The sequence below is a fragment of the Cupriavidus sp. Met-2 genome, from assembly GCF_049843575.1.
In the GTDB taxonomy this organism is placed as follows: domain Bacteria; phylum Pseudomonadota; class Gammaproteobacteria; order Burkholderiales; family Burkholderiaceae; genus Cupriavidus; species Cupriavidus metallidurans.
In genome coordinates this window covers 187896-202933 of record NZ_JBBHZL010000010.1, presented here as the reverse complement: position 1 = coordinate 202933, position 15038 = coordinate 187896, and the positions used below count along the sequence as shown (strand labels likewise).

Annotated in this window: 12 protein-coding genes; 9 read left to right on the top strand and 3 right to left on the bottom strand. The window is 64.7% G+C overall.

Annotated features, from left to right (window positions below; genetic code table 11):
• The first annotated feature begins 36 nt into the window (after positions 1 to 36).
• The 7 genes from WD006_RS21175 to WD006_RS21145 all read left to right on the top strand — a co-directional run bounded on the left by WD006_RS21175 (position 37) and on the right by WD006_RS21145 (position 10365).
• Positions 37 to 975: a cytochrome C assembly family protein gene (locus WD006_RS21175; protein WP_011517593.1), complete on the top strand. Its 939-nt coding sequence runs from the start codon at positions 37 to 39 to the stop codon at positions 973 to 975.
• 15 nt (positions 976 to 990) lie between these two features.
• A complete protein-coding gene (locus WD006_RS21170; RefSeq protein WP_011517592.1) occupies positions 991 to 1263 on the top strand; it encodes a PP0621 family protein in 273 nt (90 codons plus the stop codon).
• The gene (locus tag WD006_RS21165; protein WP_011517591.1) at positions 1260 to 3296 is read left to right on the top strand and encodes a histidine kinase dimerization/phospho-acceptor domain-containing protein; all 2037 of its coding nucleotides are present in this window, start codon (positions 1260 to 1262) and stop codon (positions 3294 to 3296) included. Before WD006_RS21170 ends, WD006_RS21165 begins: the two co-directional genes overlap by 4 nt.
• A 5-nt stretch (positions 3297 to 3301) precedes the next feature.
• Positions 3302 to 4984 carry a sigma-54-dependent transcriptional regulator gene (locus WD006_RS21160; RefSeq protein WP_011517590.1) on the top strand — a complete coding sequence of 561 codons (1683 nt, stop codon included), beginning with the start codon at positions 3302 to 3304 and terminating at the stop codon, positions 4982 to 4984.
• Positions 4977 to 5579, top strand: a complete 603-nt coding sequence (gene ampD, locus WD006_RS21155; protein ID WP_011517589.1) for a 1,6-anhydro-N-acetylmuramyl-L-alanine amidase AmpD — start codon at positions 4977 to 4979, stop codon at positions 5577 to 5579. The genes WD006_RS21160 and ampD overlap by 8 nt, the downstream gene beginning before the upstream one ends.
• Positions 5580 to 6097: 518 nt before the next feature.
• Entirely contained in the window at positions 6098 to 9037 is a 2940-nt protein-coding gene (locus tag WD006_RS21150; RefSeq protein ID WP_011517588.1) for a ribonucleoside-diphosphate reductase subunit alpha, read from the top strand.
• Between the two features lie 140 nt (positions 9038 to 9177).
• Positions 9178 to 10365: a ribonucleotide-diphosphate reductase subunit beta gene (locus WD006_RS21145; RefSeq protein WP_011517587.1), complete on the top strand. Its 1188-nt coding sequence runs from the start codon at positions 9178 to 9180 to the stop codon at positions 10363 to 10365.
• A 93-nt stretch (positions 10366 to 10458) separates the two neighbouring features.
• On the opposite strand, the gene WD006_RS21140 is transcribed toward WD006_RS21145, so the two are convergent.
• Complete coding sequence (locus WD006_RS21140) at positions 10459 to 11457, bottom strand: tripartite tricarboxylate transporter substrate binding protein (protein WP_011517586.1); 999 nt, start codon at positions 11455 to 11457, stop codon at positions 10459 to 10461.
• A gap of 79 nt (positions 11458 to 11536) precedes the next feature.
• Between WD006_RS21140 and WD006_RS21135 the strand changes: the two genes are divergently transcribed.
• Positions 11537 to 12499, top strand: a complete 963-nt coding sequence (locus WD006_RS21135) for a quinone oxidoreductase family protein (protein ID WP_011517585.1) — start codon at positions 11537 to 11539, stop codon at positions 12497 to 12499.
• Positions 12500 to 12527: 28 nt separating this feature from the next.
• Here the strand turns inward: WD006_RS21135 and WD006_RS21130 are convergent, their stop codons facing one another.
• Together WD006_RS21130 and WD006_RS21125 are read right to left on the bottom strand one after the other, a co-directional pair.
• A complete protein-coding gene (locus WD006_RS21130; RefSeq protein WP_011517584.1) occupies positions 12528 to 13466 on the bottom strand; it encodes a recombination-associated protein RdgC in 939 nt (312 codons plus the stop codon).
• Between the two features lie 260 nt (positions 13467 to 13726).
• The gene (locus tag WD006_RS21125) at positions 13727 to 14314 is read right to left on the bottom strand and encodes a BPSL1445 family SYLF domain-containing lipoprotein (protein ID WP_017512470.1); all 588 of its coding nucleotides are present in this window, start codon (positions 14312 to 14314) and stop codon (positions 13727 to 13729) included.
• A gap of 284 nt (positions 14315 to 14598) precedes the next feature.
• Here WD006_RS21125 and WD006_RS21120 point away from each other — a divergent pair, with 284 nt between their 5' ends.
• The gene (locus WD006_RS21120) at positions 14599 to 15006 is read left to right on the top strand and encodes a hypothetical protein (RefSeq protein WP_322790410.1); all 408 of its coding nucleotides are present in this window, start codon (positions 14599 to 14601) and stop codon (positions 15004 to 15006) included.
• The last annotated feature ends 32 nt before the right edge of the window (positions 15007 to 15038 follow it).

Here is a 15038-nt window from a genome sequence, read left to right as displayed (position 1 = left end):
AATCCACCGGCATTGGCACTAAGGTAAACTGCGCAAATGGCCATTGTACTGTATGCCTTGACGGCACTTCTCTACTGCGGCCTGGCCTTTCATGGCTGGGCGACCCGCAACCCGCGACTGGCGGCTGCCGGCGGGGCCACACCTGGCCATCCGGGGCGTCCCGGCGCGGCGGCCACCGCAGTGCTGATGCCGCCCGCTGCCGGCGGGCGCGCCGAGGGCCAGCCGGCCTGGTGGCACGGGCTGGTGATGGTGGCCCTGGTCAGTCACGGTGTGCTGCTCCATGAAACGATTTTTCCGGCGGATCGCATGGTGTTCGGGTTCGCCTTCGCGCTGTCGTCGATGCTCTGGCTTGGTGTGGGCATCTACTGGATCGAGAGCTTCTTCTTCTCGCTGGCCGGCCTGGGCCTGGTCGTTTTCCCGGTGGCAATGCTGGCCAGCCTGATGCCGCTGGCGTTCCCGGGCACGCTGATCCTGGGGTACGCGGCGCGTCCGCTGTTCAAGCTCCATTTCGTGATCGCCAACGTGGCGTATGGCCTGTTCACGCTGGCGGCGTTCCATGCGTTCCTGATGCTGATGGCTGAGCGACGCTTGCACGGCTTCAATCGCCCGGCCGGGACGGAGTCGGCATCGAGCCAGTGGCTCGGACGCTGGCTGGACCTGCTGCCGCCGCTCCTGACGCTGGAAAAGCTGCTGTTCAGGCTGATCGCCGCGGGCTTCGTGCTGCTGACGCTAACGATCGCGTCCGGTTTCCTGTTCTCCGAGCAACTGTTCGCGCGCGCGTTCCGGATCGATCACAAGACCGTCTTCGCGGTCATCTCCTGGCTGATGTTTGGCGGCATCCTGGTTGGACGCCATTTCCGGGGCTGGCGCGGCCGCACCGCGCTACGCTGGGTGATCGCGTCGTTCGGGATCCTGCTTCTCGCCTATGTGGGCAGCCGCTTCGTCATGGAAGTGGTGCTGCACCGTATCACCTGATCCCTTCGCCCCGACATGGCAAGAATCTTCCTACTGCTGGCCATCGTGCTGGGCATCTTGTGGTGGCTGCGCGATCGCGCCGGCACGCGGCAGACCGCCGAGAAACAGGAGCCGCCGCCGCGCCGCACGGGCGCTGGCGACGAAAACATCGAACCGATGGTCCAGTGCGCGCACTGCGGCGTGCATCTGCCGCGCGGCGATGCCATCGCATGGCACGGCCTGCATTACTGCCGCCGTAGCCATTTGCCAGACATGCCCGGCGAGGGCGATCACGGCACGCGTTCATGACGGCGCCGGCGTCGGCCTGGTCCCATCTGAACGGCTGGCGCGTGCTGGTCAAGCTCTGGCGTCAGTCGGAGCCACCTGAATTCCACTGGCGGCTGCAGCGGTACTTCTGCTGGACGCGGCTTGCCGTCGCTGTGTTGCTGGTCGGCTATGCCTGGCTGCCGCTCGAACGCGCCGCCGCCGGCGCCGACGTCTTCAACGTGGCGACGAACGCGCGCTTGGCCTCGGCCATGCCGGTCGTGCTGCCTTATCTGGCCATCGCCCTCGTCACGCTGTTCGGTACGTTGTGGCGCAACCACTTTCACGTGCGCGTGCGCGTGCAGGTGCTGGTCGATCTGGTCTTGCTGGCCTCCATCTACGCGGCGCTCGGTCACTTCGGCAGCCAGGGCGAAGGGCTGGCGATGATTTTCCTGCTGCCCGTGATCGAGGCGGGCGCGCTGACCAGCCTGACGTTTGCGCTGTTTGCCGCTTCGGTGTCGGCGCTGCTCGTGATGGGCCCGCCGCTCCTGCAAACATTGATCACGCGCCAGGTCGATGTGAACCTGCTCGGTTCCGGCCTGTTCGGGCTTGTGTTCATGATCGCGGCGCTCGTGATGTACATGCTTGCCAATCGCCAGATCGCCCAGGAGCAACTGGCGCTGGCGCGCGAACAGGAACTGCGCCTGCAGCAACTCGTGAACCGGCTGATGGTCAATGACATGCAGGACGGCGTGATGCTGGTCCGTGCCAATGGCGTCGTTGTGGCGGCAAATCCCGCCGCGCTCGTGCTGCTTGGCGTGCAGCAAAACGAGCGGATTCGCGAAGGGCAGGTTCGTGTTGGCGAGCGCGAGAACGTGTTGTTCGACCTGCGTCGAATGCCGCGTCTGCAACCGCTGCTGGAGATGCTGCGCGACTGGATCCGCATGAAGGACGACGTCCCGCGCATCTTGCAATTGCTGCCGCTGCCATCGCGCCCGTCCTCCTCGGCGCGCAACTCGATGCACACACGGCTGCGCCTTCGCTTCGTGCTGCCCGGCCTGGCGGGGCTGCGTTCGACGCTGGCGGGTGCACTGACCTCGCCATCGGGCCTCGACACAACCAGCTGGAACGATATGTCGCCCGAGGGCGCCGCGCGCCTGCGGCTGGCCATCGCCCAGAACGAGGCCATGGCCTGGAGCCCGGCGGACGAGGCGCTGCTGCGTAGCGAGATGCGTGACACGGTGCTGGTGCACATCGAAAGCTGGGAGCGTATTGCCGAGCAGGTCCAGCAGGAAAAACTTGCCGCGATGGGTCGACTGGTCGCCAGCGTCGCGCACCAGATCCGCAATCCGCTCGCGGCGATCAGCCAGGCCAACGAACTGCTGGCCGACTCAGGCGGTGGCGAGGGCAACATCGATGCCCGCCTGCTGCGCATCATCAGCGATAACGTGCGACGGCTCGATCAGGTGATTTCCGATGTGCTGCAACTGTCGCGCCGCCCGCGCACCGGGCATAGCGCTGTCGATTTGGCCAAGGCGCTGCCCGAAGTCGTGGACCGGTGGCGGCTGGAAATGCGTTCGCGAGCCGGCGCCCGCGCCGAGGTGAACGCCAATGCGATCCGCATCACCGTCGATCTGAAGGGGCCGGTGATCTTCGACATGTCGCAATTGCAGCAGGTGCTCGGCAACCTGCTCGACAACGCATGGCGCTATTGCAGCCGGCTGCCGGGCGCGATCCGCCTGCTGGCGCATACGCTCGACCAGCACCATGCCGAACTGATTGTCTGGAACGATGGCGCGGAAGTCACGCGCGAGCAGCAGCGCAGCCTGTTCGAGCCGTTCTTCACCAGTAATCCGCAAGGTACCGGGCTGGGGCTGTTCATGGCGCGCGAGCTGTGCGGCGCGAACGACGCCCAGGTGCGCTACGGCGCGATCGTGCTAGAGGATCTGCTCGACCGCACCGGCATGCTCGTCGGGGCTCGCGATACACTTCCCGGCAAGGCATTCGTGTTGACGCTGCGCAACGAAGTGCCCGACGTCGCGAATGCCCAGCCATTTCAACCATCGGCCAAGCTCTGATATCCATGCCTCCCAGATTGTCCGCACCCGATCCGATTCTCGTCATCGACGACGAGGCCGACCTGCGCGAGCTGCTGGATATCTCGCTGCGACGCATGGGGCATGACGTGGTGATGGCCGGTTCGCTGGCCGAGGCCCGCCTGCGTCTGGCCGAGCGGCGCTACAGCCTGGTGCTGACCGACATGCGGCTCGGCGATGGCCTCGGCATCGAGATCGTGCGCCAGTTGTCGGCGTCGCCCGAGCGCACCCCGGTGGCCGTGATCACGGCGTATGGCAGCGCGGACAACGCGGTGGATGCGCTCAAGGCCGGCGCGTTCGACTACATCGCCAAGCCGGTATCTCTCGAGCAACTCCGCACGCTGATTCTCAACGCACTGGGCCGTCACCAGCGCGGTGCGAACGGTAACGACACATCCGATCAGGCCGATGCGGGGGACGCGTCCGACGCGACCGATGGGGCCAGTCTGGGCGATCGCGCGGCCGGGCTGCTACCGGGGGTCTCGCCGGCAATTCACGAGGTACGGCGCTCGCTGCCGCGCCTGGCGCGCAGCATGGCACCGGTGGTGATCAGCGGCGAATCCGGCAGCGGCAAGGAACGGGCGGCGCGAGCGATTCACGCGATCAGCGCGCGCTCGGCGCATCCATTTGTGGCCGTGAACTGCGGCGCGATCCCTGAGACGCTGATGGAGGCCGAGTTCTTCGGTCACGTCAAAGGCGCCTTTACTGGGGCCGACGCCGAGCGCGGCGGGTTCTTCCAGGCCGCCAATGGCGGCACGCTGCTGCTCGATGAGGTCGCGGACTTGCCGCTGGCGATGCAGGTGAAGCTGCTGCGCGCGTTGCAGGAACGCCGCGTGCGCAAGATCGGCGCTAGCAAGGAAGACAGCGTGGATGTGCGCGTCATGTGCGCCAGCCACAAGGATCTGGCGGCGATGGTCGCCGCCGGAGCATTCCGGCAGGACTTGTACTACCGCCTCAACGTGCTTGAACTCCGGATGCCCACGATGCGCGAGCGCGCCGAGGACATCCCGGTGCTTGCCCGCGCGATTCTCGAGCATCTGGCCGTGCGCTACGGCGATGCGCATCCCAAGCGGCTGTCGCGCGCGGCGCTGGAATGGCTCTGCGCGTACGAATTTCCGGGGAACGTGCGCGAGCTCGAGAACCTGCTCGAGCGTGCCTACGCGTTCGCTGAGAGCGAGGAGATCGAGGTGGCCGACCTGGGGCCGCTCGACACCGGCATCGAGCGTGCCGCGCTGATGCAGACGGCCATGGCGGCGCCGCCGTTGACTGCCGTGCCGCCGGCAGCCATGTATCACCGGTGGGGTAACGCCGGAGCCTGGGGCGTGCCCGCTCCGGCGACACCCGTGGCGGTGATGCCAGAACCGGCGCCCGTGCCGGCCCCGATTCCCGTGGCAGGGCCGGTCGCCGTGCCTGCCCCCGATGCTGGCGCGCCGGCTGCCACCACGTTCCCAATTAATCTTCCCGCGCACCTGGAGGCGATGGAGCGCGAGCTGATCCTGCGCGCCTTGCGGCAGACCGGCTTCAACCGGACCGCCGCGGCGCCGCTGCTGGGTTTGAACTTCCGCCAGTTGCGGTATCGGATCGAACAGCTCGGTATCTGCGAGGAGGATGGGCGCAGCGGCCGGGACGATAGCGAATCGCTGGCCGAAGGGGAGGGGCGCGATGTCTGACGCCGCAGGCCGGGTCCGCGACTGGCGGCCCAACGCCGACGGCTGGGTCCCCGCAGCCCGCCACGTGCCGTCCCCGAACTTCGACGCCCGCCCCGAAGGCATGGCGGTCGATGTGGTGGTACTGCACAACATCAGCCTGCCGCCGGGGCAGTTCGGCTCCGACGATATCGAGGCGTTCTTCCAGAATCGGCTCGATGCCACGCGCCATCCGTTTTTCGAGACGATTCGCGATGTCCGGGTATCGGCCCACTTCCTGATCCGTCGCGATGGCGAGCCGGTTCAGTTTGTCGCCTGCACACAACGTGCGTGGCACGCCGGCCAGTCCGACTATTGCGGACGCCAACGCTGCAACGACTTCTCGATCGGCATCGAGATCGAGGGCACCGACGACCAGCCGTTCACGCCAGCTCAGTACGAGACGGTCGCCGCGCTGGTGAGTGCCCTGCGGGCCGCCTATCCGATCCAGGGCGTCGCTGGCCACAGCGACATTGCTCCGGGACGCAAGACCGACCCAGGCCCCTACTTCGACTGGAGCCGCTTTGCGAAACAGGCCGCGCTGCCGCTGGCGATGATGCCGTACCGGCAGGCAAGGTAGGTTTTCCAGGGGTGTCAAATAGGGTGCGCCGGGCCCCGAATCGTCACGACGGCTGCCACATTCTGGGACACCTATCGCCGACCTGTTCCCATAGAAATATTTTCAAAATCTTGTGCGCCACCGAACGGCTCGCCGCGAACCCTTGAGGCAGCGGGCTTTGCGGGATTGTGGCGCTGCCGCACCGCCGGCCCGGCAATGTGAAAGCTGATTGTCAAGACTGGTCATTCAGTCTCGTTTCACTATACTTAGCCCAGATTTTCGATGTGACCACTACATCTAGTGGTTTTTCCGGGGAGCCGACCCAAGAGTGAAGCCTCGCTGCAGCAGCTTGCGGTGTGTGCGTCACAAAATTCAACCGGGTCGGGCTGTAAAAGAGTCCCTAGCAGAATGAACGCCTGTGCAGTTTGGTTCTCGCCTGGCATGGCCAGTGTCGAGTGTCTTCTGGAGCGCATTTTGCTAGGGACTTTGTCATCTTCAGCAGAAGTCTTCAATACAAGGGTTAAAACAGGAGTTACCTCATGCAAACGGCCCAAAACGAACAACAAACCACTGGCGTGACTGGCGTTGCTGGCGCAGCAGCCGGCATTGCGCAGCAGAGCCCCGTCGCTGCAGGCGTTACCTATCAGGACTACAAGCTGATCCGCCGTAACGGCGCCGTGGTGTCGTTCGAGCCGAACAAGATTGCCGTGGCCATGACCAAGGCATTCCTGGCCGTCAACGGCGGCCAGGGCGCGGGATCCGCGCGCGTGCGCGAGATCGTCGAGCAACTGACCCAGAATGTGGTGCGCGCGCTGGTGCGCAGCCGTCCGAACGGCGGCACGTTCCATATCGAAGACGTGCAGGATCACGTGGAACTGGCGCTGATGCGCTCGGGCGAACATGAGGTGGCCCGCGCCTACGTGCTGTACCGCGAAAAGCGCACGCAGGAACGTGCCCAGGCCAACGCGCAGGCGGTGGCCCGCGTGCAGGAAGCCGGCGTGTCGTTCAACGTGACCGATAACGGTGTGACGTACCAGCTGGACTTGGTGGCGCTGCACGCGCTGATCGACAACGCCTGCAGCGGCCTCGGCAAGGCCGTCAGCGCAGAGCCGATCCTGAAGGAAACGCTCAAGAACCTGTACGACGGCGTGCCGATGACGCAGGTCTACGACTCCGCCATCCTGGCCGCGCGCACGCTGATCGAGAAGGACCCGGCCTACAGCCAGGTGACCGCCCGTATCCTGCTGCACACGATCCGCAAGGAAATCCTGGGCGCCGAAGTGACCCAGACCGAGATGGCGACGAAGTACGCCGAGTACTTCCCGAAGTTCATCGCCCGCGGTATCGAAGCCGAACTGCTCGACGAAAAGCTGGCCACGTACGACCTGGCCCGCCTGGGCGCCGCGCTGGACGCCTCGCGCGACTTCCAGTTCAACTACCTGGGCCTGCAGACGCTGTACGACCGCTACTTCCTGCACGTGGACGAAGTGCGCATCGAAATGCCGCAGGCGTTCTTCATGCGCGTGGCCATGGGCCTGGCGCTGGAAGAGAAGGACCGTGAAGCGCGCGCGATCGAGTTCTACCAGCTGCTGTCGTCGTTCGACTTCATGTCGTCGACCCCGACGCTGTTCAACTCGGGCACGCGCCGCTCGCAGCTGTCGTCGTGCTACCTGACCACGGTCTCGGACGACCTGGAGGGCATCTACGAGGCGCTCAAGGAAAACGCGCTGCTGTCGAAGTTCGCTGGCGGACTGGGCAACGACTGGACCAACGTGCGCGCGCTGGGCTCGCACATCAAGGGCACCAACGGCAAGTCGCAGGGCGTGGTGCCGTTCCTGAAGGTGGTCAACGACACGGCCGTGGCCGTGAACCAGGGCGGCAAGCGCAAGGGCGCGGTCTGCGCGTACCTGGAAACGTGGCACCTGGACATCGAGGAATTCCTCGAACTGCGCAAGAACACCGGCGATGACCGCCGCCGCACGCACGACATGAACACGGCCAACTGGATTCCGGACCTGTTCATGAAGCGTGTGATGGAAAATGGCGAATGGACGCTGTTCTCGCCGGCCAGCTGCCCGGACCTGCATGACAAGGTCGGCAAGGCATTCGAGCAGGCCTACCTGGGCTACGAAGCCAAGGCCGCCAACGGCGAACTGAAGCTGTTCAAGAAAGTGCCGGCCATGCAGCTGTGGCGCAAGATGCTGGGCATGCTGTTCGAAACCGGCCATCCGTGGATCACGTTCAAGGACCCGTGCAACATCCGCAGCCCGCAGCAGCACGTGGGTGTGGTGCATAGCTCGAACCTGTGCACGGAAATCACGCTGAACACGAACGAGAGCGAAATCGCCGTGTGCAACCTGGGTTCCGTGAACCTGGTGGCCCACCTGATGCAACAGGCCGATGGCACGTACGTGCTGGATCACGCCAAGCTGCAGAAGACGATCCGCACCGCGATGCGCATGCTCGACAACGTGATCGACATCAACTACTACGCGGTGGAGAAGGCGCGCAACTCGAACCTGCGCCACCGTCCGGTGGGCATGGGCATCATGGGCTTCCAGGACTGCCTGCACGTGCTGCGCACGCCGTACGCCAGCGACGCCGCGGTGAAGTTCGCCGATACGTCGATGGAAGCCGTGTGCTACTACGCCTACCAGGCGTCGACCGAGCTGGCCGAAGAGCGTGGCCGTTACAGCACCTACGAGGGTTCGCTGTGGGATCGTGGCATCCTGCCGCAGGATTCGCTGAAGCTGCTGGCCGAAGAACGTGGCGGCTACCTGGACGTCGACCTGTCGTCGACGATGGACTGGGACAGCCTGCGCGGTCGCATCAAGCAGCACGGCATGCGCAACTCGAACTGCATCGCGATCGCCCCGACCGCGACCATTTCGAACATCATCGGCGTGTCCGCCTGCATCGAGCCGACGTTCCAGAACCTGTACGTGAAGTCGAACCTCTCGGGCGAGTTCACGGTAGTGAACGACTACCTCGTGCGCGACCTGAAGGAACGCGGCCTGTGGGATGAAGTGATGGTCGCCGACCTGAAGTACTTCGACGGCTCGCTGGCCCGCATCGACCGCATTCCGCAGGACCTGCGGGACATTTACGCCACGGCGTTCGAAGTGGAACCGACCTGGCTCGTGGAAGCCGCCAGCCGCCGTCAGAAGTGGATCGACCAGGCCCAATCGCTGAACATCTACATGGCCGGCGCTTCGGGCAAGAAGCTGGACGACACCTACAAGCTGGCCTGGCTGCGTGGTCTGAAGACCACGTACTACCTGCGCACGATGGCTGCCACGCACGTGGAGAAGTCCACCGTGCAGCGCGGTTCGCTGAACGCGGTGTCGTCGGGCGCCGACGGCCAGTCGGGCATCGATGCTGCCGCGTCGGCTGCACCGGCGATGCCGGAGGCCGAGGGCGCGGTCTGCACGATGCGTCCGGGCGATCCTGGCTTCGAAGAGTGCGAAGCCTGCCAGTAAGCAACACCTGAAAGTACCCTCGGTCTGCTCCCCTCTCCCGCTGTGCGGGGGAGGGGCCGGGGGAGAGGGCCAGGCACATCGATAGCCGATGCGCCTAAGCTGACCACAGCCGCCCCTGATCGAATCATCGGAGAAACAACATGCTGAGCTGGGACGACGACGTTCAAGCCACACCGCAGGCCGCGCCGCAGCCTGCCCTGCAACCCGCTGCCGTCGCCACGTCGGTCGACCAGCAAGGCGTGCTGCCGCCGGCAGCCACCGAGCCGGGCATCCTCGGCAACAACCCCAACGCCGCCGCCGCGCAAAGCACGCGCCGCGTGAACGCCGCCGACAAGCGCGTGATCAACGGCGCCACGGACGTGAACCAGCTCGTGCCGTTCAAGTACAAGTGGGCATGGGAAAAGTATCTGGCCGGTTGCGCGAACCACTGGATGCCGCAGGAAATCAACATGTCGCGCGACATCGCCCTGTGGAAGGACCCGAACGGCCTGACCGAGGACGAGCGCCGCATCATCAAGCGCAACCTGGGCTTCTTCGTGACGGCCGATTCGCTGGCCGCCAACAATATCGTGCTGGGCACGTACCGCCAGATCACGGCGCCGGAATGCCGCCAGTACCTGTTACGCCAGGCCTTCGAAGAGGCCATCCACACGCACGCGTACCAGTACATCGTGGAATCGCTCGGTCTGAACGAAGCCGAGATCTTCAACGCGTACCATGAAGTGCAGTCGATCCGCGACAAGGACGAGTTCCTGATCCCGTTCATCGACACGCTGACCGACCCGTCGTTCAAGACCGGCACGCCGGAGAACGACCAGAAGCTGCTGAAGTCGCTGATCGTGTTCGCCTGCATTATGGAAGGCCTGTTCTTCTACGTGGGCTTCACGCAGATCCTGGCGATGGGCCGCCAGAACAAGATGACCGGCGCTGCCGAGCAGTACCAGTACATCCTGCGCGACGAATCCCTGCACTGCAATTTCGGCATCGACCTGATCAACCAGATCAAGCTCGAGAACCCGCACCTGTGGACGGCCGAGTTCAAGGCCGAGATCACCGAGCTGTTCAAGAAGGCCGTGGACCTGGAATACCGCTACGCCGAGGACACCATGCCGCGCGGCGTGCTGGGCCTGAACGCACCGATGTTCAAGGGCTACCTGCGCTTCATCTGCAACCGCCGTTGCCAGCAGATCGGCCTGGACCAGCTCTTCCCGAACGAGGAAAACCCGTTCCCGTGGATGAGCGAAATGATCGACCTGAAGAAAGAGCGTAACTTCTTCGAGACGCGCGTCATCGAGTACCAGACGGGCGGCGCGCTGTCGTGGGATTGAGGGGTCGGCTGCCGCGTTGAGAAGACGGCAGCCAGAATGGGTAGTGTGCGGACATCGGGCGGAGCCTGATGTCCGTTTTTGTTTCTTGGCGGCTTATTCCGCCGTCGCTCCGGACCGTTTCACCACCGTCGCCCATTTCCGGATCTCGCTATCCACGAACTTGCCGGTCTCCGCCGGCGTCATCGGCATTGGCTCCGAGCCCCGGTCGGTGATGAACTTGTGCAGTTCGGGCGATTGCAGCGCCTTGACGGTCTCCGCATTCAGCTGCGAGACGACGGCCGGGGGCGTGCCAGCCGGCGCCATCATCACGGCCCAGCCCAGCGCCTCGAAGCCCGGCACGCCCTGTTCGCGTACGGTTGGCACCGATGGGAGCTGCGGCACGCGTTGCGTCGTGGTCACGGCCAGCGGCAGGGCCTTGTGGCTCTGGATCAGCGGCATGGCGGCCGTTACCGAATCGACCATCAGCGGAATCTGATTGCCGAGAAAATCCGCCTGCGCCGGGCCGCTGCCCTTGTACGGAATGTGCACGACGAAGATGCCGGTCTGTGCCTTGAGCATTTCGGCCGACAGGTGCTGCGTGCCGCCGATGCCCGCGCTCGCGTAGCTGTACTTGCCCGGCGCCGCCTTGGCCTTTGTGATCAGGTCGCGCAGCGAGGTGAAACCCGACTGTGGCGTGGCCAGGAACACCAGTGGCACCGAGAACACGCCCGATATCGGCGCGAAATCCTGGCGCGGGTCGTAGTTGACCTTCTTGTAGAGCGTCTGATTGATCGCCATCGCGCTGCCCGCCATCACGAGCGTATAGCCATCGGCCGGTGCCTTCGCGGCGACCTCCATGCCGATGTTGCCACCGGCGCCTGCCCGGTTCTCGACAATGACGGACTGGCCCAGTTGCTTGCCCAGTTTCTCGGCAAGCGCGCGGGCGAAGATATCGGTGGCCTGTCCGGGCGGGAACGGCACGATCAGCTTGATGGGGCGGTCAGGCCAGGCGGCGTGGGCGGTGGTGGCGGCTGCGAGCAGCAGCGCGGCCAGGGACAGGCGCGACGGCTTCAATGGAGTCTCCTCGTTGTTTTCGGGGGATTTTACGCGCATCTCCTTTCAGAATCGGCTCAGAGACTTCGGACTTCGGGCTCCCTAGGATCCGTGATGGGTCCACCAAGGAGAGCCATCGATGAAAGCCGTAGTCCAGCACCAATTCGGCGAAACGCCGTGTTTCACCACCTTTGACGACCCCTATCCGAGCGATGGGGAAACCCTGGTCCAGGTCAGGGCCGCAGTGATCTGCCCGGCCGATCTCGCTATCGCCAAGGGGCTGCATCCCCGCTTGCCGACGCAGTTGCCGTTCATCTGTGGGCGCGATGGCGTCGGGCGGCTCGCCGACGGGCAGCGTGTCTACTTCCGGGCCAGTCGGGCGCCGTATGGCGCGATGGCCGAATACGCGCCGGCCGAGTGGGTGGCGCCGCTGCCGGACGATGTTGGTTGGGCGGCGGCTGCGGCGCTGGTCGGGCCTGCGCTGGCCGCATGGTTGCCGCTGGCGACGCGGGCCGATGTCGAGCCTGGCGAAACCGTGCTGGTGCTTGGCGCGTCGGGCATCGCGGGCCGCCTGGCGGTGCAGGCGGCGCGTCTGCAAGGGGCGGGGCGCGTCATCGCCGCCGGTCATCTGCCCGAGCAGTTGTCCACACTCGGTGCCGATGCGCTGATCGACCTCGCACTGCCGCCGAGCATCCTGCAGTACACGTTCGCCTCGTTTGCGGAGCAGGGGATCGACGTGGTGATCGATTTCGTCTGGGGCGAGGCGCTAGAACTGCTGCTGGCCGCGTTGGTGCAGTGCGACGGGATGCCGATGTCGATGTTCGACCGTGGCGTGCGCATCGTCACGACGGCGAACCGAGGGGCCGGCAGCATGATGCTGCCGCCTGCGGCGCTGCGCGACTCGCGCGTGCAGCTCATGGGCTGCGGCCCGGCCAACCATCCGCCGCTCGGCTACATGAAGACGCTGGTCGACGACATCCTTGCCTGCGCCAGTGATAGCGACCTCGGCACGGAATTCGAACTGGCGCAGATGTCCGCGGTCGCGGACGTTTGGCGGCGCGCTGGCGAGCAGGCTACGCGCGTCGTGCTGACACTCGATTGAACTCGCCGGCGCGATGGCGAACGTGGGATCAGGCCGCCTTGCGGACGTCGATGGGGGCTTCGGTGCCTTCGGCCTTGCGCTCGCCGCCCAGGGCGTCGGTCAGGTCGGTAAGCAGGCTCGCCAGTTCGCCCGCCATCAGCGCGAAGTCGGCATCGAAGCGCTCGTCCTCGTCATGCAGCGTGCCGTCGGCCTGTTCCTTGATGACATCGAGCGGATTCACGCGTTTGATGACCAGCGCTTCGGTCAGCACGAATGACACGCGGTCGTTCCACGTCATGGCCAGGCGCGTGCAACGCTTGCCGGCGGCGATATGGCGGCGCAGGTCCTCGGGGTCCAGCGGGTGGCGGACGTAGCGGACCGTGGCCTTGCTTTCGCCGCTCGACTGGAGCTCGATTTCCTGGTCGACTGTGAAGCCGGCCGGGGCGGTTTCGGTGGCCAGCCATTCGGTCATGGCGGTCACGGGCGACTGGTTCACGTGCAGGTTGGCCACGGGCAGCGGATCAATTGCCTTGAACAGCATCCCACGCACTTCGTCGGCCTTGGCCGTTCCGGCCGCGTCGATCGCCAGCCAGCCATTGGCCGGGTCGATCCAGACGCGCGTGTCGCGGCGAATGCTGAAGGCGCGCGGGAGCAGTTCTTCCGTGATCTGCTCCTTCAGTTCCTTGAGTTGCTTGCGGCCCGGCTTGAAGCCCTGTTGCTCCTCGAGTTCGGCGGCGCGGGCCTTGGTGACCTGGTTGACCACGGTTGCCGGCAGCAGCTTCTTTTCGGTGCGCAGCACCAGCAGCATCTGGCGATTGACGCAATGAACGAGCTGACCGTTGTCGCGGGGCGATGCCCAGCCTTGCGTCTGCATCTCCAGGCTGGTGCCGGGGTAGAACGCGTGCTTGGCCAGGCAAGCTTCAACGTCGTCAGCGGTGAGTGTCCACGGGGCGGAGAAACGATGAACCTGGAGATTCTTGAACCACATGAGAATTCGGCCTCGCGTACGAAAAAGGGGAGGGACGCATTCTAACGGGTCAATCGGGGTCGGATGCGCATACCGATGCAGGTTCGGCGAAGAGAAATGGAACGCGGGGGGAGGAGCGAGAGCGACGCGGGCAGTCAACACCCGCAGCCCTCGCCGAGGGCAGCCACACGAGCCTGCCGCGATGTGACCGGGGGGGGCCGCAAGGACGGGCCCCCCCGGTCAAGACTTCAAATCAATACTTCGCAATGTGTCAAATTGCGTCAGATCGAGAGCTTCGAGATCTTGGTGCCTTCCAGGCTCAGGCCAGCCATCAGGCCCGCATTGGTCATCGCGAAACCGATGATCGGCTGCTGTGCCGTATTGGTATCGATCTGACCGTTGGCGCCAATCGTCGCCAGGGCCACCGTGGCATCCGCGCCCACTTGCCAGCCACTGCTATGCACGAACTTGTCGTACGCCTCCTGGGTCATGAACATCAGGACGAACGCTTTCGATTGCGCGCCGGCCTGAAAGCCGAACGAACCAGAGATCGCCCGATAGTATCCTCGGTCGGCACCGCCCGCCCGCAGGACGCCGTCGCCGTATTCACCCCCAACGATGAAACCAGCTGACAGTAGCTTGGGGAAGATCAGGATGCCCTTGGCCTTGGCACCCAGTTCCTGTGCGGACTTGGTTGTCGCGTAGAGGCGATTGAGCGTATCCGTTGCGCCAACGTTGATTTCACGACGCTTGGATGCACTGTCACCGGAGTCGGTGGGACCAGTGACGCTGCAGCCTGCCAGCGCACCCAGACCGGTAAGACCGACAAGCCCCGCACTGCCGGCGGACAGGAAGGTTCGACGTTTCATGCTTTCCTCCAAGGGTTGAAGTGTTTTAACCGCCTCTAAAGCATAGGCGTGCGATGCACTTCCGCAAATGCGATTTTGTCTGACAATACGTGACTTGCTATCTGACATGAGGCAAGACCGTCCCGTTTTATTGCAATTTCTTGCAAATCTGTGGAATGGCTTCTGAAACTCAAATCATCCGCCCTGGTCTTTGGAGCATGCACCAGACAATCGCCCCCTTTTCTTCAGACGCCGGCATTGCCGCCTCTCAATATTCCGAATGGACGCCATTGCGGAGGCTCGCCGTGACGACGCTGCCGATGGTCGCTTTGCTGGCCGCCTGCTCGTCCTCGCAGCCGCCGGCCGAGTCGGCAACCCAGGCCGCCGCGCAGGAGTCTGTACAGGTCGCGCCGGCATGGCAGGCCGAACGCGTGAAATATATGGAATGCGTACAGGTCAAGGTCGACGACGGTGTTTCGAGCAAGGCCGTGCCGGCTGACGTGGCTGGCGGTGCGCTTAGTGCCTGTCAGGACCAACTGAAGGTCATGCACGACGCGTTCCAGTCATATCTGATGGCTGGCATGAGTTCGGCCCACGGCCGTAGCAGCGCCAAACAGGCTGCCGATCGGGTGACCACGGATACGCGTGAGAAGGCACGTGTCTATCTCACGCGCTACGTCGAGGTAGAGCGCTACAAGGCAGGGCAGCGCTAAATCGGGGCGCCGGTGAATAGCCGGCGCCAGTT